This is a genomic window from Blautia sp. AF19-1, assembly GCF_003479155.1.
GTDB lineage: Bacteria > Bacillota > Clostridia > Lachnospirales > Lachnospiraceae > Fusicatenibacter > Fusicatenibacter saccharivorans.
Genome location: NZ_QUGQ01000001.1, coordinates 140,174 through 159,084, shown reverse-complemented (window position 1 = coordinate 159,084; position 18,911 = coordinate 140,174). Strand labels below are relative to the sequence as shown.

Below are 18,911 nucleotides of genomic sequence, written 5' to 3'. Positions count from 1 at the left end.
TGTGCAGAAAATACACGATTTATGAGGGTTTTTTACTGTCACAGGCAGTATCCATCGGAAATGCAGTAAGTGCCCTGAAGGATACCGTCCCCGGAGATTTCCCGGCAATGAATCTTTCGGAGATTTGTGAATTAATCCAGGAACATAAATCGAATGTCCGGTAATGGAGATGAAACGTTAAACATAAGAAAAGAGGAACAAATTTGAAAAAACAAGACAAAAGAAACTGGCCGAAAGCAGTGATTCAGATCCTTTCTTTCCTGCTGATCCCGGGCTTGTTTGAGGCGCAGTTTTCTGCGGTTGGGACGATTATTTCTGCAGTTTATCAGGGGACGGTTTCGTGGGAACGGATCAGGTATTCGGTATGGATGGTGCTGGCGACGGTTCCGGCGGTGATTATTGTGGGACGGTTTTTCTGCGGATATTTCTGCAGCTTCGGGGCTGTGCAGGATTTTCTGTGGTTTGCAGGAAATAAGCTGAAAAAGCGGTTTCGAAAAGCAGGTGCGAAAAACCTGCATTCAAATTCAAAGAAGAGTGGAAGAAATGTTCCAACAGGCTGGATCAAATATGGTGTGCTCCTGTTCTGGGCAGTCTTCGTATGGAGCGGTATGATAAAATGGAACATCGCAGGGCCGTGGCAGGTGTTTGGACAGTACAGTTCCATCGGACACTGGCCGGGCGTGAAGCCGATGTTTTCGATTGGCGGTGCGCTGATTCTGGTGATTTTCGTCGGATCCGTCTTAATCCAGCGTTTTTTCTGCCGGTATCTCTGTCCCATGGGAGCCATCTACAGCCTGATTTCCAGATGTACGCTGTTAAAAATTGTAAAACCGCGGAGCAAATGCGGAAACTGCCATCTCTGTACTGCAAAATGTACCATGGGAATTGATCTGACAGAAAAAGAGCAGATGGCAGGCGGCGAGTGCATTGGATGCGGGGTATGTGTAAACGGATGTCTGAAGAATAATGCACACTGGAAGTACCGATACAGCGTGTGGATCGGTGTCGGGGTGACCTGCCTTACGATTGCAGCGTCACAGTTCCTGATCCGGAGCGAGAGCGGTTCCGTTGGTAAGACAGCAGGTGATGCGGCCATTGATACGGCAGAACAGAATCTGGACAGCAGATTCCAGGACGGCACTTATTCCGGAAGTGGAGAAGGCTACCGCGGAACCGTGACCGTTTCCGTAAAAGTGGAACAGGGAACGATAACCGGACTGACGATAGAGAACGCCGAGGATGATCAGACATATCTGGACAGAGCAAAGTCAGGAATCTTTTCGGAAATCATGAAAAAACAGAGTGCCGAGGAGATAGATACTGTTTCCGGCGCCACCTACAGCAGTAAAGGGTTGATTGAGGCCACTCAAAATGCGTTAAAAGAAGCTGCCGGAGATGAGAATACTGTACAGGAAAATACAGCATCTGAATCGACGGATACAACGGAAGAAAAACAGGCATTCCTGGACGCCGGCCGTTTCCACGACCTGAAAGACGGCATCTGCACGGGTACCGCCGATGCCTTCCGCGGGGATGTCGAAGTGCAGGTAACGGTAGAAAACCAGAAAGTGACCGACATCTCCATCCTTTCCTACTGCGACACCGAGGAATACTTTTTCCGTGCAGCGCCTTACGTGATAGGGCAGATGAAAGAAGAACAGAGCCTTAACATCGATGCCTTGAGCGGTGCCACCTACAGCAGCAACGGTATCATTCACGCCACCGCCAATGCACTTGAAATCCCGGAAGACGAATATGCACCGCGTCCTGGCCGGGATCTGGCACACAAGCAGAAAGAGCACGGTCATATTGTAAAACATACGATCGAGAGCCAGGAGCAGTATGAAGAAAAAGTAAAAGAATACGAAGACGCACAGAATTAAAAAACAAAAATAATCTCAAAATAAGCACTGTAAATACATCCATCTGTATTTGCAGTGCTTTTCTGCTGTAACAGAACCCCGTCTGACTGCATCAAAAATATAAAAAATTTAACAATCATTTGATATAGACCTTATAGGAACAGGACAGCAGTTAAAATACAAATGTGCTACGATCGTGATTGCAGTAAAAAATATTCTGAAAGAAATGGCAGGAACAGCAAAAATACAGCGGTTAGGCTGGAGTCTGGAATGGATGCAGCGCATATCTGAAAAAGGAAACGAAAACCTGGGACAGCTGGGATATACGGATCATTCGCAGAAACACTGTATGCAGGTTGCCCATCATGCAGAGTACGGTACACTTCTTGCAAATGAACTTTTAAAAGAAACGGATATGACGTTGGAAGACAGAGTAACCATCGTTCCTCGGTTCTGCAGTTATTGCAGCTGTAAAACTGGCAGGCGGAACGATCAACGTGGCGGTTGCATGCCTGGCGATTTTCTTTGCACTGGGATTTGTTTTCCTGAAAATTGCAGATCGGCAGCCGATGGCGGGGGAGAGATAAAACAGAACATAGCATAAAAAATCTCAAAGCAGGAGAGAAATCCGCTTTGAGATTTTTTGCGTTTCACTCCGGGGTTCCGCAATGAGAGGTTTTGTGGTACAATAAGCAGTGAGTCGGGCCGCAGGGGATGAGGGGGCCTGAAAAATATGAATCATACAGACAGGATGAAACAAAATGGAAAAAACCAAAAAACTGGCGGTAGGCATTTTAGCGCATGTCGATGCGGGAAAGACGACGCTGGCAGAGGGAATTTTATATAAAACAGGCCAGATCCGGAAAGCCGGAAGAGTGGATCACAAGGACGCCTTTCTGGACACGGAGGAACTGGAAAAAGCAAGGGGCATCACGATCTTTTCCAAACAGGCCGTGCTGAAGCTGAACGAGACGGAGGTCACACTCCTTGACACGCCGGGCCATGTGGATTTCTCGGCGGAGATGGAGCGCACTTTACAGGTCATGGACTATGCGGTTCTTCTGATCAGCGGTGCGGACGGCGTGCAGGGGCATGTGGAAACCCTGTGGCGGCTGCTCGCGCGGTATGAGATCCCGGTCTTTCTCTTTATCAACAAGATGGATCAGCCGGGCACGGATGCGGAAAAACTGCTGGAAGAACTGCAGAGCCGTCTCTCAGAGCACTGCCTGAATTTCTCGCAGGATCTCCAGAACGCAGAATTGCTGGAAGAACTCGCCATGTGTGATGAGGACGTGCTGGAGCAGTATCTGGAAACGGGAAGCGTGGAAGAAGACCAGATCCGCAGGATGATCGCAGAGCGGAAGGTTTTTCCGTGCTGCTTTGGCTCTGCACTCAAGATGGAGGGCGTGACGGAATTTCTGAAAATTCTGGACCGGTTTACAAAAACGCCGGAGTACGGCGGGGATTTTGGCGCGCGCATTTTTAAGATTTCAAGGGACACGGCAGGAAACCGTCTGACGCATCTGAAAATCACGGGCGGCGTGCTGAAGGTGAAGCAGATGCTCGGCGAAGAAAAGGCAGACCAGATCCGCATTTATTCCGGTGCGGGCTATACGATGGTACAGGAAGCACCGGCGGGGACGATCTGTGCTGTAACGGGACTGAACAGCACCTTCTCCGGTCAGGGCATCGGCAACGAAACCGAGGCGGAAAAACCGGTGCTGGAGCCGGTGCTGACGTACCGCATCGAGCTTCCGCCGGACTGCGATGTCCATCAGATGCTTGGAAAACTGCGCCAGTTAGAAGAAGAAATCCCGGAGCTCCACATTGTCTGGAATGAGCGCCTCGCGGAAATCCATGCGCAGGTCATGGGTGAGGTGCAGATCGAGATCTTAAAGAGTCTGATCCACGAGCGTTTCGGCGAATGGGTGGAATTCGGAGCCGGAAATATTGTATACAAAGAGACGATCCGCAGTGCCGTGGAGGGTGTCGGCCATTTCGAGCCGCTGCGCCATTATGCGGAAGTTCATTTGCTGCTGGAGCCGGCAGAACCGGGCAGCGGACTGCAGATTGGAACCGTCTGCAGCGAGGACACCCTGGACCGCAACTGGCAGCGTCTGATCCTCACACATCTGCTGGAGCGGAAGCATCCCGGCGTGCTGACCGGGTCGGAGATTACCGATATGAAAATCACGCTGGTCAAGGGCCGTGCGCACATTAAGCACACCGAGGGCGGCGACTTCCGCCAGGCGACGTACCGTGCGGTGCGGCAGGGACTGAAAAAAGCAGAATCCGTTCTGCTGGAGCCGGTCTATGCGTTCCGTCTGGAAATTCCGTCGGAATCGACGGGACGGGCGCTGAACGATATCCAGCGGATGTACGGCAGCTTTGAACCGCCGGAAATGGAAGGCGATATGACAGTGATCACCGGAACCGTACCGGTTGTGACGATGCGGGATTATCAGAAAGAAGTGACTGCTTACAGCCGGGGACGCGGAAGAGTGTTCTGTACCTTAAAAGGATATGAGCCGTGTCACAACGCGGAGGAAGTGATTGCCTCCATCGGCTACGATTCCGAGGCGGATGTGGAAAATCCGACGGGTTCTGTGTTCTGTGCCCACGGGGCAGGCTTTGTCGTTCCATGGAATGAAGTGGAAGACCATATGCATCTGGAATACACGCTGGAAAATCCGGAAGAAGAAAGCGATTCAGCCGAATCTGCGGCAGACCGGAGCGGCGGAGCATCCTCTGTGCAGAAAGCAAAAAAAGCATCCGACCGCGTGCCGATGGCAGCTTCCCTGCAGGAGGCAAAGGAGCTGGAAGAAATCTTTACGAGGACATACGGCAAAGTGGAGCGGAAGCGCGCCGGTTTCGAGCGGCGGACACGTCCGGTCACCTCGTCATCCGGCATCGGGGATCCCAAATATGCAAAATCAAACCGCCCGAAGGAGCCGCAGGAGGAATATCTGCTGGTGGACGGCTATAACATTATTTTTGCATGGGATGATTTAAATGAGCTGGCGAGGTATAATATTGAGAGCGCCAGAGGAAAGCTGATGGACATCCTGTCAAATTATCAGGGATATAAAAAAATGACGCTGATTCTTGTCTTTGATGCCTACAAAGTAAAAGGCAACCAGGGTGAGGTCGGCATGTACCATAATATTCATGTCGTTTATACGAAAGAGGCGGAGACGGCTGACCAGTACATCGAGAAAACGGTTCACAGGATCGGCCACAACGGCAACGTAACGGTGGCTTCCTCGGACGGTCTCGAGCAGATCATCATTATGGGAGCGGGCGCGCATCGTCTCTCCGCACGGGATCTGCGCACCGAGATTGAACATACAAACGGCCAGATCCGGGAAAACTATCTGGAGAAAGAACAGAAAACGAAGTCGTACCTGCTGGAGAACGCCTCTGGAGAACTGGGAGACTTTTTAAAAGAGCTGGAAGAAGAGCGAAAAAAAGAGAGTAAAAAGAGCAAAGGAAAGGCTTAAGATGAATTACGCAATCATATTATCGGGGGGAATCGGAACGAGAATGCAGATGGGGGATTTTCCGAAGCAGTATTTGGAAGTGGAAAAGAAACCGATTCTGCTGTATACGCTGGAGCAGTTTCAGAAAAGCAGTGCCGTTGAGAAAATCGTCATCGTGGCGGCAGATGCCTGGAGAGAGAAGATCCGCGGATGGATGGAAGAAGACGGGATTACGAAATTTCTCGCCTTTGCGGATGCCGGGGATACGCGGCAGGAATCCATTCATAATGGCCTTACCGTCTGCATGGAGGATTCCGTATCGGAGAACGACGGTGTGATCATCCACGACGGCGTGCGGCCTCTGGTGAGCGAACAGCTGATTGGCGACTGCCTTGCGGCGCTTGCCGATCATGAGGGCTGTATGCCGGTGCTGCCGATGAAGGACACGATCTATCAGAGCAGCGACGGAACGAAAATTGACCATCTGCTGGAGCGCAGCACGCTGTTTGCCGGTCAGGCGCCGGAAGCCTTCCGGCTGCATCCGTACGCGAAGATCAACCGGGAAGCATCGAAAGAGGAGCTGTCCCTCACAAGGGGAACGAGTGAAATTGCCTACCGCCATGGAATGGATGTGGCGATGATCCCAGGGGATGAGCGGAACTTTAAGATTACAACAAGGAGCGACCTGGAGCGTTTCTGTACGATTGTGGAAGGAGAAACGAAATGAGAGCATACGAGCTGCATGGAGTCAATGATTTAAGAAGGGAAGACATAGAAAAACCGGAAATCCCATCCGGCTGGGTTCTGGTGCAGGTAAAGGCATCAGGAATCTGCAGCTCCGATATTCCGCGGATTTTCACAAACGGAACATACCATTTTCCAACGATTCCAGGTCACGAGTTTTCAGGCGTGGTTGCCGCATACGGCGAGGGTGTGCCGGAAGAGCGAGTTGGAAAACGGGTCGGCATTTTCCCGCTGATCCCATGCCGCACCTGCCCGCAGTGCCGGCAGAAAAAATATGAGATGTGCGAACACTACGATTACCTCGGCTCGCGCCGGGACGGCGGCTTTGCGGAATACGTGGCCGTGCCGGACTGGAACCTGATGGAGCTGCCGGAAAACGTCAGCTTCCGCGAGGCAGCAATGCTGGAGCCGCTCTCTGTGGCGCTTCATGCGGTGAAACGAAGCGGTGCGAAGCCGGGCGATACCGCAGCAGTGATCGGAACGGGCATGATCGGTTTTGCAGCGGCAGCGTGGGCGAAAGCGCTCGGCGCCGAAACCGTTTTTGTGATTGGACGGGGCGAAGCAAAACGTGCGATCGCAGAACAGATCCCGGGCATCTCATATGTGACGGAAGAGGAGAGTAAAGCGATTCAGGCGGATGTTGTAGTAGAAGCGGTCGGAACGCCGCAGGCCGTTTCCAGTGCAGTTCTTCTTGCAAGACCGGGCGGAAGCATCGTGCTGATGGGAAATCCATCGGGCGATCTTGCGATGGAAAAGAACGTGTACTGGCGCATCCTGCGCAAACAGCTGAACCTGATGGGAACGTGGAATTCTTCTTATGAAAAAGATGAAGCCTGCGACTGGACGGAGGCACTCGATGCGCTTTCGAAGAAGAAAATCCCGGCACAGGCGCTGATCACGCACTGTTTCCCGTCCGAAAAGCTGATGGACGGACTGGAACTGATGAAAAATCATAAAGAGCCATACTGCAAAGTAATGGTTTCATGGGAGTAGAAATATGAGAAAAAGTCAGATATCGGCATCCATGATGTGCTCAAACCTTGTGGATCTGCAGGCGACGATCGATGTATTTGAAAAAGAAAAAGTCGAATATCTCCATATCGATGTGATGGACGGCGAGTTCGTTCCGAACTTCGGCCTTGGCGTCGACTACATCCGCGGACTGCGGGAACTGACGAGTATTCCGCTCGATCTTCATCTGATGATTAAAGACCCGGAGTACAAGCTGCCGTGGATCGGCATTTACAAAGAGGACATCGTGACGATTCATTATGAGAGCACTTTCCAGGTGCAGCGCGCGCTCGATTACCTCGTGCCGTACGGCTGCAAGCGGTTCCTCGCGATCAACCCGGCGACACCGATCGGGCAGATCGAGGAAGTGCTTGATTATATCGACGGCGTCAATCTTCTGATGGTGAATCCGGGCTTTGCCGGACAGAAAATTGTGCCGAGTACGCTGCGCAAGGCGGAAAAGCTGCAGAAATTTCTGCAGGAGATGCACCGGGAGGACATCATTTTAGAAGTGGACGGAAACATTACGAAGGAGCACGGCGCGACGCTGCGTTCCTTTGGAGCCAGCATTTTTGTGGCGGGAACTTCGAGCATTTTCTGCACCGATGTATCGCACTTCGGAGAAAAAATCCGGGAATTCCGGAAAGCAGTGGAATAAGAAAAAGAACTGCCTTCCCGGGATGCACGGTTTGAAAAACAGACGAATACTGTAAAGTGAGAAATGACGGAGCGTGTCATATGGTAGAATTGCTTCTGCTTGCTGCGGCGCTCTCAGCCGATAACTTTGCAGTAAGCATCGGATATGGAAGCAGTAATACGAGAATTTCACCCGGCATGACGGCGCTGCTGAATCTGTTTTGCAGTGCTGCCCTGGTTGCTTCCGCGCAGTTTGGAAAAAGATTTCTGCAGTCCGCAGGACCGGAATGGGGAACCAGAGTGGGTGCGGGCTGCTTTTTTCTTATGGGAACGCTGAAAATTTTTGAAGAACTGAGAAAACGCAGAAGAAAAAAGCAGGGAAAACCAGAAGCAAGACTGGAACATCTGGAAAAACAGCTCCACCCACTGGAATTTGGCCTGCTGGCGGTTTCGATGTCGGTGGATGGAATTGTCTCCGGCGTCTTTGCCGCGGATCTTCCGGTGACAGGAGGACAGATCTTTTTTGCCTCCTTCGCGGTCGGAATGGCGGCGATGTATGCCGGAACTGCCATCGGAAAAAAGACGGGGCAGAAAAACGGCGGAAACGGAGCACTGTTCGGAGGAATTCTGTTCTATTTACTGGCGTTTTTAAAGCTCACATAGAATTACATGTAAGAAAGAAAAACCAGCAGATCCCGGCGTAAAATTGACAAGCCCGTGCAGATATGCTATAAAAGTAGGAGGTTTGCTGCTGGAAAATTTAAAAAACAGATGCAGCAGACAAAGTAAGAGAGGAAAATACATGATTTCAGTAGTAATCCCTTCGTACAACGGTGCAGAAACACTGTTTCAGGCAATCGACTCAGTCCTTTGCCAGACAACAAAAACCCCGCTGGAAATCCTGGTGATCGACGACCATTCCACGGACGATACGATGGAAAAGATGGGGCGTTACGGAGAAAATGACCGGGTACGGTATATCCGGAATGAGACAAACAAAGGAGCATCCGCATCCAGAAACCGCGGTGTACAGCTCGCAAAGGGCGATTACATTGCCTTTCTGGACGCGGATGATTACTGGGATCCCGAAAAACTGGAAAAGCAGGAAAAAGCCCTTGCAAAGACCGGTGATGTGCTCTGCTGTACGGGTCGGGAGCTGATTTACGATCAGGAACCGGAAAAGCAGAAGATTTTTTCTGTCCCGGAGCGGATCACCTACAAAATGCTGCTGCGCGGCAACGTGATCGGCTGCTCGTCGGTACTGGCCAAAAGAAGCGTTCTGCTGGAATTCCCGATGGAAAAGGACGAGTGCCACGAGGATTATCTGGACTGGCTGCGGATCCTGAAAAAATACGGGAAAGCCTGCGGTGTGGATGAGCCTTTGCTGAAATACCGGCTGTCCAGCACAGGAAAATCGGGGAATAAACTGCATTCTGCAGGAATGACTTACCGTGTTTACCGCGAGCTGGGAATGGGAACGTTCCGCTCCCTGTACTGTTTTGCGTGCTATGCGGTAAACGGTGTGCGGAAGTATTACGGTAAGGGCAAAAAGAGAGGAAGAGGTTGATGAACTATAAAAACAGGGAACAGTACAAACATCTGATGCGTGTCCTGGCGGTCGCGGCGATTGTGCTTCTGGAATGCGCTGTTTTTTCTGTGTTCTGGGACAGATACTATGCGAGCCACCTGTGGCTGGAGCCGTTCTGGGATAAGGGAAATCAGATTATCGTCGTGATCTACGGCATTTTTCTTCTGGTTTTCATGTACATTTACGGCGGCATGAAGATCGGCTACATGAAGGGAAGCAGCATCATCTATTCCCAGATGATGACGGCATTCTGTGCCAATGCGCTGATGTATCTGCAGATTATCCTGCTGTGGCGCCACCTGCCGTACATTCTGCCGATGGTCGGCATGACACTCGTGGACTTTGCGCTGGCAGGCATTGTATCCTGGCTTTTTGAGAAGACGTTTGCGCGTCTCTTTCCGCCAAGAGAGGTGCTTCTGATTTACGGTGAATACCCGATGGAAAGCCTGGAGCTGAAGATGAACCAGCGGCCGGACAAGTATATTGTAGCACATAAGGTGAGCACGGAAGTGGGAGAGAAAGAGCTCTGCCGCCAGATTGACACATACGGTCAGGAGGGTGTGATCCTTGGCGATCTTCATTCGGAGCTGCGCAACCGTCTGCTGAAATATTGCTATGCGAAAGAAATCCGTGTCTATCTGACGCCGAAGCTGTCGGATATTATGGTACGGAAAGCGGAAGCGCTCCATATTTTCGATACACCGCTTCTGCTCGCGCGAAACAGTGGTCTTTCGTTTGATCAGAGATTCTGCAAGCGCCTGCTGGATCTGCTCGTATCGACGATTCTTCTTGTGATCACGTCGCCGATTATGCTGATCGCAGCGCTCTGCATCAAGCTGTATGACCATGGCCCGGTGTTCTTTAAACAGAAACGTCTCACGATCGGCGGAAAAGAATTCTATGTCTACAAATTCCGAAGCATGATCGTGGATGCCGAAAAAGACGGCGTAGCCCGCCTGGCAACGAAGAACGACAGCCGCATTACGCCGGTCGGGAAGGTGATCCGCGCGACGAGAATTGATGAGCTGCCGCAGCTTCTGAACATTTTCAAGGGCGATATGAGCGTCGTCGGACCGCGCCCGGAGCGGCCGGAGATTGCAAAGGAATATGAGGAATCGATTCCGGAGTTTGCTTACCGTCTGAAAGTAAAGGCAGGCCTTACCGGCTACGCCCAGATTTACGGAAAGTACAACACGACCGCATACGACAAGTTGAAGCTGGATCTGATGTACATAGAGAGCTATTCGATTTTAGAGGATCTGAAGCTGATTCTTGCAACCTTTAAGATTGTCTTCACAAAGGAGAGCACAGAAGGGCTCGAGGAAGGACAGACGATCAGCCTGAACGCGAAGGAAGAGGAGAAAAAAGATGTTTAATACCGAGGACGAAATTCTGCGCCGGCTGCAGGAAAAAAATCTGGAAATGGCCGTTATGTTTTACCACTGGTGCCAGAGAAATCATCTGACCTGTTATCTCTGCGGCGGCGGCTGTATCGGTGCAATCCGCCACGGCGGCTTTATTCCGTGGGACGATGATCTCGACTTTTTCATGCCGCGGAAAGATTACGAGAAGTTCCTGAAAATCTGGGATACGCAGGAGGAGAGTAAAATCTACAAGCTCGAGTACCCGAAAGAGGGCTTCTGCAATGCGCACACGTTTGCGAACATCCGCGACAGCCGCACCACGCAGGTGAAAAAGGAGCAGGTCGATATGGATCTCTGCCACGGCGTTGCGCTTGATATTCTCCCGATCGAGGGCTATGCACCGGGAAACCTTGCGCGGAAATGGCAGGTGATCGAGGGAAAGATTTTCCAGCTCTTCTGCACGCAGGTTATTCCGACCAAAGAACGCCACGGCGCGTTTATGCATTACCTGGGAACGATTCTGCTGGCGCTGGCTCCGACGCAGAAGATGCGGTACCGGATCTGGAAGCAGGCAGAGAACTATATTACAAAATTTGATATCGACAGCCCACGGGTGGACGGCATCACCGAGATGTGCGCACCGCAGGCGATTCTCCGGAAATATCCGAAAAAGATTTTTGCATCGGCGATTGAGGTTCCGTTCGAGAACGAGCGCCTGCCGATTCCGGTCGGATATGACACATATCTGCGCATGGCGTTCGGCGATTATATGAAACTGCCGCCGAAAGAACAGCAGAAAGGCCACCACGATGCGGCGTTTCTGGATCTCGATCATCCGTATGAGCAGTATAAGGGGATACACTACTGCTGTAAGAAATAAAGAAAGAGGATAAAACAATGCCGGAAATTTCAATCATTACCCCGGTGTATCAGGCAGAAAAATTTTTAAAAAAATGTGTGGATTCCATTCTCTCCCAGTCTTTTACGGACTGGGAGCTGCTTCTTGTAGATGATGGAAGCACCGACAAGAGCAGTGAAATCTGCCGGACATACGCAGAACAGGATGCGCGGATCCGTTATCACCAAAAAGAGAACGGCGGCGTCAGTTCGGCGCGGAATGCGGGCGTTGCGCTTGCAGAGGGGCGTTATATCACGTTTGTGGACAGCGACGATTTCGCAGCGGAGGATCTTCTGGAAACACTGTATCGTCTGGCGGAAAAATATGATGCCGAAATGAGTATCTGCCGCGGATACGATCTCTATGAAGGAAGGCCGGTGCCGGATCTGAAACAGGAGGGAATCGAATCTGTGACCGACAGCGAGGAGGGACTGCGCCAGGTGATGAAGGCGCGCGTGTTCGGCGTGATGCCGTGGGGCAAGCTGTATCGGAGAGAGATTTTCGAGGGCGTTGTCTATCCGGAGAAAACAATCGCCGAGGATGCATACGTCATCGTTCCGTTAATGGAGCACTGCCGGAAGGTGGCCTTTTCCACAGCACAGAAATACTATTATGTGCACCGGCGCGAAAGCCTCACGACAAGCGGTTTTCGCTGGTCAGATCTGGGTTCGGTGGAAGTATGGGATCATAATCAGAATGTCGTGGAAGAACGCCACCCGGCGCTGAAAAAAGAAGCAGGTGTGCGCTGCTGCTGGGCGCGGTTTTTCGTGCTGGACAAGCTGATGCTGTTGGAAACCATGGACGCGGAGAAAAAGGCGCTTGCGAAGAGGCTGGCAAAAGAGCTTAAAAAGCATCCGCTTCTGGTACTGGAAGGCGATCACTTCACGAATGGGCGGAAAATCGCCTATCTGACCCTGTTTCTGGGAACCGGAATTTACCGGCAGTGCGTTCGTGCACTGTTCCGGAAAAGAAATTTATAAAAAATGCGGCAGAAACGAATGAGATTTTCGTTTCTGCCGCATTTTTATATGGATTTTTCTAGCTTTCTTTTTCGGAAAGCAGAACACCGTTTTTATCAAACACATACGTTGTTCCGTCAATTTTTTTCGTCCCGGTGACGCATCCGCCCCAGCTCTGGAAATAATATGTTTTTCCGTCAATTTCTGCCCAGCCGGTCTGCATGGAAGCATCATCGTTGAAGTAATACCAGTTGTTTTTATAATAGAACCACTGCGATTTTCTCGCACCGCCCCAGCTGTAGGTAAAGTACCAGACACCGTCCCGGATCACCCATTGGTTTGCCGGCATGACGCCGTTTTCATCAACAAAATAAAGATTGTTATCATACGTAAAGGCTTCATCCGTTTTCCGTGTACAGTCCTCATTAATATAATAGTATTTATTCTGAAGCAGCAGCCAGCCTTCGTGTGCGGCACCGCCCCAGCTTCTGAGATAATAATAGTTTCCATCCCATTTCAGCCACTGGTTCTGATACATTTTTCCGCTCTTATTTACAAAGTAGAGATTGTTGTCATACAGGAAACTTTCGTTCTGCTTCAGGGAACCGTCCGCATTCATAAAATACCAGGCGCCATCGATCTGATACCAGCCATTGGTTACGCAGGAATATTTCTGTACATAATACCAGGCACCGTCATGGTACAGCCAGGTGCTGCCGGAAATACCGCCCCAGGAAAGAAATTTGACGCGGTAACCGTTTAAGGTAAGTGTCGTATTGCGTGCGGCACCTCCCCATGTGTAAAAATAGTACATCGTTTTGGTCTCCGGATCAGCGTGCCATCCGGACGAATACATAATACCGGTATCCTTGGCGAGATAGTACCAGTTGTTGCTGATAAACTGCCATCCGGTCTGCATCTCACCGCTGCCGGAAAAATAATAGTAATCTCCATCAAGCAGAAGCCAGCCTGTTGCCATAACGCCGTCCGCGCCGAGGTAATACGTTTTGTGGTCGAGGGTGAGCCAGCCGGTATACGGTGTTTCATCATCGTTGTAGTAATACCATTTTCCATCCCGTTTTACCCAGCCGATGACGTGGCGTTCGTTTGTGATCACGCCGTTTTCATCGGAGGTATATTCGATGCCCGTTTCTGTGTCGCGCCAGGAAGTGGAGCATACGAGAAGATGGCTGCTGTCTGCATAATATTTCTGTCCGCCGCGGGTGAAAAATCCGCTGTACGGGATGCCGTCATGATAAGCAACGAGCTTGGAAGAACGGCCGCGGTAAATTTCATAGGTATCATCCACGTTGGAAGTGACCGCGGAACCGGAAAAGTCAGCAATGACTGCCGGAAGATCGCCGGAATATTCTGTCGTGGAAAATACGCGCAGCCCCAGAGAGGTCAGGGTCTCGACGGTATCGTTATCCATAATACGGAAGTCACCGGTCTGGATAAAATATTCCGGGTTGACGGCAGCAAGATAGTCTGCATCGACAGCATTCGGATATCCGTGATGATTGGAAGTCATCAGATCAATGCTGTACAGCCCGTAGTTCGAAACAATCCGGCTGGCATCGCCCTCGATGTCGTCGATATCGCTCGTCAGAAAAGCGCGGTGGTCGTTTGCGGAGGCAATTACACCAAGACAGAACTGGTTGGCGTCCTCTTTTGGACTTGTGAGATAATCTTCCTCGTAGTTGACAATCTGGATCTGGAAATTTCCAAAAGCAAAATCAGGAGATCCTTCTTCTGCGGAGGCGGCACCGGGATTCAGATGCTGGATCAGGGTCACACCTTCAGTCTCTTCTACAGCAGTAAGAAGCTGGTCGTAGACATAAAGATTGTCCCAGAGACGCGCAGTATTATAGATATAACTGTCATCATACGGGAGCAGATAAACCCGGTCGGGGGAATACAGCCGCACGATGGTATCGCCGGTTCCAATATGGTCGCTGTGCGGATGTGTTGCAACATAAAACTGCAGATTATCGGAGGTGACACCGAGGGAGTCCAGGTAGGAGAGTACCTCATCGTCGTAGCCGGTCGACGTTGTGATGCCGCTGCGCAGCGGATAACGCGGATCAGATCCGTCAGGGTAATCCCAGTCCTCGCCGGAGTCTACCATGCCGAAAATTTTCTGGCCATTATCGTCTACACTTTCCAGAACGATGGCATTGGAGCCGCTGCCGAGTGTCAGAATGTGAATTTTTGCTGTAGTATCAGCCGCATGTGTGTTTTCCGGGGTGAGAAAAAGAAAAGCAGCGGCAAGGGATGCCGCGCCGATGGAAAACACGGATCTGCGGGTATGCCGGGAAAAAGGCATATCAATGGCTCCTTTCGTAACATATATCATTAAAACAAAAAGTAAAACAGCCGGGTGGAAAATAAGCGCTCAACATCACAATTATACAAAATTTCAGGGAAAAGTCAATGTTTATTAGAATTTCGATTACTTGACGCAGACAGGGCATCATGTTAGAATGAGTGGGATTGGGAATGTAAGGAAAAGAAAGGAACCAAACATGATTACCTTATTAAAAATGCCGGCACTGTTTCTGGGAATGCTCGCAGTGTTCTGCTGCCTGGGTTCTTTTTTTATCAGAGAAAACAGGTATGAGAGCGGACATCTGGGTGAAACTGTGCTGTTTGGCTTTATTGCATATTACTTCTTATTTGAACTGATTTCTGTGCCGATGATGGTGCTCGGTGCAAAGCTGCATCTGCTCGCATGGGTATGGGCTGCTGTTGTGGCTGTCCTTGTAATTGCTTCCATCTGTCTTCATCTGGGAATGTGGAGAGAGTGGGGAAAAAGAAGCGGCGGTTTCTGGAGAGGAAAGACGGCGGCTTTTTATGTGATGCTGGTGCTGATTGGAATCCAGCTGTATTTTGTTGCTGCACTGCAGGAAAACGGCAGTGCGGATGCAGCGTATTATGTGGGAAGTGTGACAACGAACCTTGCGACAGATTCCATCAGCAGCTTTGACCCATATACAGGAAAAGCACTGGATTTTTTTAACATCCGTTATGTGTTCAGCATGTATCCGGCAGCAAATGCAGTACTGTGCCGTTTAACGGGCCTTCATCCGCTCGTAGTGACGAAGGTGATTCTCTGTATGATGACGGTAGTTTTAAGTTATCTCGTCTATGCACAGATCGGAAAGGCGCTGTTAAAAGAAAAACAGATGGTATGGGTGCTCCTGTGCTTTATTAGTGTTGTGAATCTGAATTTTCATACGATCTTTTCGAATGCGTCGTTCCTGCTGACGAGGGGATACGAGGGAAAGGCCGTATTGTGCAATATCATCCTCCCGTTTCTGTTTTATCTTGGTCTGCGCATGTATCAGGAGAAAAACGGAAAGAGAGTCTGGCTGCTGTTTTTCATGACAGGCGTCGCTGCGATTGACCTTACGATGTCATCCATGATGACTGTACCGGTGGCCATGAGTGCTGTGATTCTGCCGAATCTTGTGCGGAAAAAACGCTGGGGACAGAGCAGGCTCTATCTGCTTGCTGTGCTGCCGTGTGTGCTGGTGCTTGGGGTCTATCTCCTTGGTGTGCGCGGTATCCTGCAGATTCCGGTTGTGCGGTAGAAAGGAGAAAATGTGGGCGGAATAAATCTGAATGAGAGCGGCCTCGATTTTGTGAGACAGGTCTTTGTGACGTTTGGAGGAAACACAACCGTACTGACGCTGTTTCTGCTGTCGGTGCTGTATCTCGCTTTAAAAGGAAAAAAGGAAGAGCGGTATGTGTTCGTAACAACCGCTGTTTTTCTGGCCTTTACGGTATACAATCCATTTGCGGTGAAATATATCCTGGGAAAACTTGGAATGGTCAATGTCTATTACCGGTTTTTCTGGATTCTGCCGATGGTACTGACCATCGGATATGCCTGCACGAAAGTTGTGGGCGGGCAGAAAAAAGGCTGGAGACGGTATCTGACCGCGGCTGCGCTGGCAGCGGTCATCTGTTTTGGCGGAAATTCCGTACTGGCTGGCGGACTGCCGAAGCTGCCGGATAACCAGTACAAGATGCCAGATGATCTTCTGGCCGTCTGTACGGTGCTGCACGAAGAAGCGGGAGAGGGAACCGTAAGAGTTGTCTTTGAACCGGATTTCAACCTGATCGTGCGGCAGTATGATGCTTCGTTTGAACTGGTTCTGGACCGCGATATGGTTCTGACCTATCAGGGCTCCAATACGGTATCAACCGATGCACTGACCGAGCAGGAAATTGAAGACGAAACAAAGATCCTTCAGATTATCACACAGATGGATCTGTCGCTGGATCAGAAAGAATTTTACAGAAGTCTTAGGGAAATGAATGCAGAGTATATTGTACTTTCGAGCAGTTCAGCGGCAGTATCCTATGTGGAAACAGCGGGGTGCATCCCGGTAAGAGAAGTAGAAGGGCATATCATTTTCCGCGTGGAAGAAAAGTAAGAAGGAGGACTTGTTTTTGAATAAGGCAAAAAATTATATTCAGCTGCACCTGAATATCCTGCTGTTTTCTCTGACGAGTGTGTTCTCGAAAGCAGCATCGGTTCAGCTGAACCGGGGAGGAATCAAAAATCCTCTATTATATGTATTTTTATTTCTGATGGTTGCAAACTGTGGCATTTACGCTATTGCATGGCAGAAGGTAATCAAAAAATTCTCTTTGTCAACCGCATATGCAAACCGCAGCGTCTATCTGATCTGGTCCCAGATCTGGGCCGTGCTCATTTTTCATGAAAATCTGACGGTAAAAAATATCATCGGCCTTCTGATTGTGCTGGTGGGAGTTATGGTGGTGCAGCGATATGAATAAATATATGATTTTAATGCTGATCTGTACAATGTTTTCCGCAGTATCACAGATTCTGCTGAAACAAAGCGCCAACGAGGAGCATGCATCTGCACTTCGCGAGTATCTGAACTGGCGCGTGATTGTGGCGTATCTGATTTTTGGCAGTGTACTTCTTTTAAATACGTATGCCTACACACAGGTAGATTTGAAATACGGTCCGGTGTTGGATACCTTTACGTACGTCTTTGTCCTGCTGCTTTCCTTTGGCGTTTTGAAAGAAAAGGTATCAAAAGGAAAGCTGATTGGGAATCTGATTATTATCCTGGGAGTACTGGTGTATACATTGCCGTAAAACGTTCCGATGATGGAAAGAAAGCGATATCAGCTAAGCAGTCCTTGTCCTTTGAAATAGGGGGTCTGCGTACAACAAACGAACGGCTTTTGATTATGAATAAGAAAAAAATAGATTATCGTTTTAAGATATTATATGCTGTGGCGATTCTGATGGTTGTTGCGGGACATTGTGATGGTGGTGGAATTTCTTTGGACTTTGCGCAATGGTTTCCGTATGAGGGAATCCATCTGGCGCTGTTTACTTTTTGTTCAGGATATTTTTTTAAAGATGCAGCACTGAAACGACCGGGGAGATATGTCTGTAAAAAGCTTCGTACCCTGATACTTCCAATGTATGGGTATACGATTGCGTATGGGCTGCTTGTCAGGTTATTACATCGGTGGGGCTTTCAAATCGGTGGAAAATTTAATTTGCACAATATTCTGATTTCACCTTTAAACGATGGGCATCAGTTTGTCCTTAATATGGCCGGCTGGTATATTGTGCCCTTGTTTATGGTAGAAATATTAAATTGTATGATTCGGGCATTTTTTAAGCGAAAAGGATGGCAGATACCGGAATGGATATTTTTTGCAGGGGCAGTACTTATTGGAATGGGCGGCAATTTTTTGGCGATTATGGAATATCGCACCAGCTGGTGGCTGACAGTGGTCAGAATTCTGTATTTTGCTCCGTTTTATGCAATGGGTATTTTTTATAAAAAGATACTGGAGAAATATGTGGACAGGATTCCATCTGTAGTGTATTTTGCGATTGTGTTTGCTGCAAAACTTATGATTTTTCTTCATTATAAAACTAGGTTGGCTTATACGCCAGCGTGGTGCAATGACTTTAATCAAGGACCGGTCATGCCAATTATTATTGGTTTTTTGGGAATTGCACTTTGGATGCGGATTGCAACGATAATGGAACCAGTATTTGGAAGAAAAAAGTGGATTAATCTTCTTGCAGACAACACATTTTCGATTATGGAAAATCAGTTTTTGGGTTTTTTACTTGTAAAAGTTGCTTTCGGAACAATTGCGAATGGCACAAAGCTGTTTTTGAAGTTTGACTGGTCAAGATGTAAAAGTGATATTTGGTGGTATTATATGCCGAAGGACGTAGAACAGACAAAAATTCTGTATTTATTAGCAGCGATTTTTGTTGCCTTACTGATCCAGTGGATCCTTACACAGGTGAAAAAAATGGGAAAAAACATATTTTTGTACGTAAGACAATAGTTAA

Annotated in this window: 17 protein-coding genes; 16 read left to right on the top strand and 1 reads right to left on the bottom strand. The window is 49.4% G+C overall.

What is annotated here, in order from left to right; all coding sequences use genetic code 11:
- Positions 1 to 203: 203 nt before the first annotated feature.
- From DWX26_RS00690 to DWX26_RS00640, 11 genes are all read left to right on the top strand, one after another.
- Positions 204 to 1,883, top strand: a complete 1,680-nt coding sequence (locus tag DWX26_RS00690) for an FMN-binding protein (RefSeq protein WP_118600544.1) — start codon at positions 204 to 206, stop codon at positions 1,881 to 1,883.
- A gap of 175 nt (positions 1,884 to 2,058) precedes the next feature.
- Positions 2,059 to 2,466, top strand: coding sequence for a hypothetical protein (locus DWX26_RS17000; protein ID WP_243030449.1), 408 nt, complete (start codon positions 2,059 to 2,061; stop codon positions 2,464 to 2,466).
- Positions 2,467 to 2,623: 157 nt separating this feature from the next.
- Positions 2,624 to 5,362, top strand: coding sequence for a translation factor GTPase family protein (locus DWX26_RS00680; protein WP_118600542.1), 2,739 nt, complete (start codon positions 2,624 to 2,626; stop codon positions 5,360 to 5,362).
- 1 nt (position 5,363) lies between these two features.
- Positions 5,364 to 6,068, top strand: coding sequence for an IspD/TarI family cytidylyltransferase (locus tag DWX26_RS00675; protein WP_055219430.1), 705 nt, complete (start codon positions 5,364 to 5,366; stop codon positions 6,066 to 6,068).
- Entirely contained in the window at positions 6,065 to 7,078 is a 1,014-nt protein-coding gene (locus DWX26_RS00670) for a galactitol-1-phosphate 5-dehydrogenase (protein ID WP_118600540.1), read from the top strand. Before DWX26_RS00675 ends, DWX26_RS00670 begins: the two co-directional genes overlap by 4 nt.
- A 4-nt stretch (positions 7,079 to 7,082) precedes the next feature.
- Entirely contained in the window at positions 7,083 to 7,754 is a 672-nt protein-coding gene (locus tag DWX26_RS00665) for a ribulose-phosphate 3-epimerase (RefSeq protein ID WP_117801721.1), read from the top strand.
- A gap of 80 nt (positions 7,755 to 7,834) precedes the next feature.
- Complete coding sequence (locus DWX26_RS00660; RefSeq protein ID WP_055219426.1) at positions 7,835 to 8,395, top strand: manganese efflux pump; 561 nt, start codon at positions 7,835 to 7,837, stop codon at positions 8,393 to 8,395.
- 139 nt (positions 8,396 to 8,534) lie between these two features.
- A complete protein-coding gene (locus DWX26_RS00655; RefSeq protein ID WP_118600585.1) occupies positions 8,535 to 9,299 on the top strand; it encodes a glycosyltransferase family 2 protein in 765 nt (254 codons plus the stop codon).
- On the top strand, positions 9,299 to 10,696 hold the full coding sequence (locus DWX26_RS00650; RefSeq protein ID WP_117801720.1) for a sugar transferase: 1,398 nt from the start codon (positions 9,299 to 9,301) through the stop codon (positions 10,694 to 10,696). Before DWX26_RS00655 ends, DWX26_RS00650 begins: the two co-directional genes overlap by 1 nt.
- Complete coding sequence (locus tag DWX26_RS00645; protein ID WP_055219421.1) at positions 10,689 to 11,564, top strand: LicD family protein; 876 nt, start codon at positions 10,689 to 10,691, stop codon at positions 11,562 to 11,564. Before DWX26_RS00650 ends, DWX26_RS00645 begins: the two co-directional genes overlap by 8 nt.
- Before the next feature lie 17 nt (positions 11,565 to 11,581).
- Complete coding sequence (locus DWX26_RS00640) at positions 11,582 to 12,562, top strand: glycosyltransferase family 2 protein (RefSeq protein WP_055219419.1); 981 nt, start codon at positions 11,582 to 11,584, stop codon at positions 12,560 to 12,562.
- A 58-nt stretch (positions 12,563 to 12,620) separates the two neighbouring features.
- On the opposite strand, the gene DWX26_RS00635 is transcribed toward DWX26_RS00640, so the two are convergent.
- Positions 12,621 to 14,867 carry a hypothetical protein gene (locus DWX26_RS00635; RefSeq protein WP_158580575.1) on the bottom strand — a complete coding sequence of 749 codons (2,247 nt, stop codon included), beginning with the start codon at positions 14,865 to 14,867 and terminating at the stop codon, positions 12,621 to 12,623.
- A gap of 199 nt (positions 14,868 to 15,066) precedes the next feature.
- On the opposite strand from DWX26_RS00635, the gene DWX26_RS00630 reads away from it, so the two are divergent.
- The 5 genes from DWX26_RS00630 to DWX26_RS00610 all read left to right on the top strand — a co-directional run bounded on the left by DWX26_RS00630 (position 15,067) and on the right by DWX26_RS00610 (position 18,907).
- Entirely contained in the window at positions 15,067 to 16,134 is a 1,068-nt protein-coding gene (locus tag DWX26_RS00630; protein ID WP_118600536.1) for a DUF6077 domain-containing protein, read from the top strand.
- A 12-nt stretch (positions 16,135 to 16,146) separates the two neighbouring features.
- The gene (locus DWX26_RS00625; RefSeq protein ID WP_055227571.1) at positions 16,147 to 16,983 is read left to right on the top strand and encodes a hypothetical protein; all 837 of its coding nucleotides are present in this window, start codon (positions 16,147 to 16,149) and stop codon (positions 16,981 to 16,983) included.
- Positions 16,984 to 16,999: 16 nt separating this feature from the next.
- A complete protein-coding gene (locus DWX26_RS00620) occupies positions 17,000 to 17,350 on the top strand; it encodes an EamA family transporter (RefSeq protein ID WP_118600534.1) in 351 nt (116 codons plus the stop codon).
- Positions 17,343 to 17,681, top strand: coding sequence for an EamA family transporter (locus tag DWX26_RS00615; protein ID WP_022462983.1), 339 nt, complete (start codon positions 17,343 to 17,345; stop codon positions 17,679 to 17,681). The genes DWX26_RS00620 and DWX26_RS00615 overlap by 8 nt, the downstream gene beginning before the upstream one ends.
- 95 nt (positions 17,682 to 17,776) lie before the next feature.
- Positions 17,777 to 18,907 (top strand): acyltransferase family protein, encoded by a 1,131-nt coding sequence (locus tag DWX26_RS00610; protein ID WP_055227568.1) that lies wholly within the window; start codon positions 17,777 to 17,779, stop codon positions 18,905 to 18,907.
- The last annotated feature ends 4 nt before the right edge of the window (positions 18,908 to 18,911 follow it).

Excerpts from the sequence above, each read along its gene's own strand:
- DWX26_RS00630 (WP_118600536.1), top strand. The coding sequence starts at position 15,067 with ATGATTACCTTATTAAAAATGCCGGCACTGTTTCTGGGAATGCTCGCA.
- DWX26_RS00680 (WP_118600542.1), top strand. The coding sequence starts at position 2,624 with ATGGAAAAAACCAAAAAACTGGCGGTAGGCATTTTAGCGCATGTCGAT.
- DWX26_RS00660 (WP_055219426.1), top strand. The coding sequence starts at position 7,835 with ATGGTAGAATTGCTTCTGCTTGCTGCGGCGCTCTCAGCCGATAACTTT.
- DWX26_RS00610 (WP_055227568.1), top strand. The coding sequence starts at position 17,777 with ATGAATAAGAAAAAAATAGATTATCGTTTTAAGATATTATATGCTGTG.
- DWX26_RS00640 (WP_055219419.1), top strand. The coding sequence starts at position 11,582 with ATGCCGGAAATTTCAATCATTACCCCGGTGTATCAGGCAGAAAAATTT.
- DWX26_RS00615 (WP_022462983.1), top strand. The coding sequence starts at position 17,343 with ATGAATAAATATATGATTTTAATGCTGATCTGTACAATGTTTTCCGCA.
- DWX26_RS00655 (WP_118600585.1), top strand. The coding sequence starts at position 8,535 with ATGATTTCAGTAGTAATCCCTTCGTACAACGGTGCAGAAACACTGTTT.
- DWX26_RS00645 (WP_055219421.1), top strand. The coding sequence starts at position 10,689 with ATGTTTAATACCGAGGACGAAATTCTGCGCCGGCTGCAGGAAAAAAAT.
- DWX26_RS00675 (WP_055219430.1), top strand. The coding sequence starts at position 5,364 with ATGAATTACGCAATCATATTATCGGGGGGAATCGGAACGAGAATGCAG.
- DWX26_RS00650 (WP_117801720.1), top strand. The coding sequence starts at position 9,299 with ATGAACTATAAAAACAGGGAACAGTACAAACATCTGATGCGTGTCCTG.
- DWX26_RS00635 (WP_158580575.1), bottom strand. The coding sequence starts at position 14,867 with ATGCCTTTTTCCCGGCATACCCGCAGATCCGTGTTTTCCATCGGCGCG.
- DWX26_RS00665 (WP_117801721.1), top strand. The coding sequence starts at position 7,083 with ATGAGAAAAAGTCAGATATCGGCATCCATGATGTGCTCAAACCTTGTG.
- DWX26_RS00670 (WP_118600540.1), top strand. The coding sequence starts at position 6,065 with ATGAGAGCATACGAGCTGCATGGAGTCAATGATTTAAGAAGGGAAGAC.